Raw genomic sequence first — 1633 nt, 5'->3', positions numbered from 1 at the left:
ATATTTAGAACCTATTGGGAGCTTTCAGAAACACCTCGTGATTGGGGACGTCTGCTCGATCGCATACATGAAATTTGGGCGCCCACTCGTTTTGTTGCAGAAGCCTTCCGCAAAATTTATGATGGCCCGATTACGATCGTACCGCCATGCATCAACGTTGAAATTCACGAGCACCAAGATCGCAACTTTTTCGGTTTAGATAAGTCGCGGTTTTATTTTCTTTTCAGCTTTGACTATAATTCTTGGCCTTCACGCAAAAATCCTATTGGAGTGTTGGAAGCTTTTGCTAAAGCATTCCCGGGCACTGAAGACGTTGGTCTTATCATTAAATCAACCGGTGCACCCGAACACAGCCCTCGGACGCGAGCCTTAGTCGCGGCGGCTGCGGCGCGAGACTCACGCATCCGCGTGATTGACTCTACTTTAACACGGGCTGAAATTCTTTCTCTAATCAAACAGTCCGATTGCTATGTTTCACTCCACCGAGCCGAAGGCTTTGGTCTCGGTATGGCGGAAGCAATGGCGCTTGGAAAACCCGTAGTAGGAACAAACTTTTCAGGTAACACAGATTTCTTGACTGAAGAGACAGGATTTCCTGTTTCTTTTAAGCTAATACCTCTCATAGACGGTGAGTATGTCTTTACGGACCACCAGTCATGGGCTGAGCCTAACGTCGTGGATGCTGCTGATATATTGAGGAATATCTACCGTAATCCAGAATTACGGCGGATGCGCGCCGCGGCGGGCCGTACATTTATTAACACTCAATTCGGGCCAGAAAACATTGGCCGTCTTGCTACTAATCGTTTGCGGCAGGTACTTGCGTTACTCGAAAATATAGCAAAGTCAGTATAATATAAATTACGTTGTTGGGGTGGTTCGTCACAGATGCGATCTCGTCGATGAAACGGTTCTTCTCCGCCCGTCCCCTGCCTCCTTTTCGAACCACTGTGCCGGTGGATAGCTCCCCGTGAGGCAGTAGAGAACGCGACAGCGTTGTCACGCATTAAGATTGTCACGTGTGATGACGCCGTCATGCTTTGCAGCTTCCTGGGGCGTTTCGGTTGAATCCGGTATCCCACAATCTTATCCCGTTCGACGCGTTCAGTGTCTTCGATCTGCAGAAAAATGGATTATCGCAGGTTCGGGTCGGATCGCAGCGACCAACGCTGGACTCGACAAACTGAATACGGCAGCCTCGATCATCGGATGCGCCTCCCATCCTCGGGTACGGCTGACAGGCCCACGTGGTGGCCCTTGGCCGCCAGCGCTTCGAGCACGAGGTACTTCAGCGTGCCCCTGCAGTTCAGTGCCTCTTGGCGGAGTGCGTGTGATCAGAAGGCCTACATCCAGGGGATCTCGACCTCCTCATCCTGAGCTTGTCGAAGGATCGGTCGATAACCTCGTCCAAGCCACGGGTGGCACTGGCGTGTCGAAGAGCCAAGTCATTCGGCTCTGCCAGGAGATCGACGGTAAGCGGGGTCTGGAGCCGCCCTTTTTGATGAGCTGACGATGGTGGAGGCTGACGGTCCCTGGTTCGGATCGTTTTGTGTCTATGCTTGAGGATATGGTCGAGTTGCCGCGGTCGGTCCGCCGGCTTGAGGTTGTCACGGGCGTGGGCAGTCGTCGGCGC

The 1633-nt window shown here is 52.5% G+C and carries 1 protein-coding gene; it reads left to right on the top strand.

Annotation, left to right across the window (positions count from 1 at the left end; translation table 11 throughout):
- On the top strand, nucleotides 1-855 hold an 855-nt coding region (locus FV229_RS26720; protein ID WP_187275303.1), incomplete at its 5' end, for a glycosyltransferase family 4 protein.
- Nucleotides 856-1633: the final 778 nt, after the last annotated feature.

The sequence above is a fragment of the Methylobacterium sp. WL120 genome (genome assembly GCF_008039465.1).
GTDB lineage: Bacteria > Pseudomonadota > Alphaproteobacteria > Rhizobiales > Beijerinckiaceae > Methylobacterium > Methylobacterium cerastii.
This window is presented reverse-complemented; position numbering and strand designations above follow the sequence as displayed.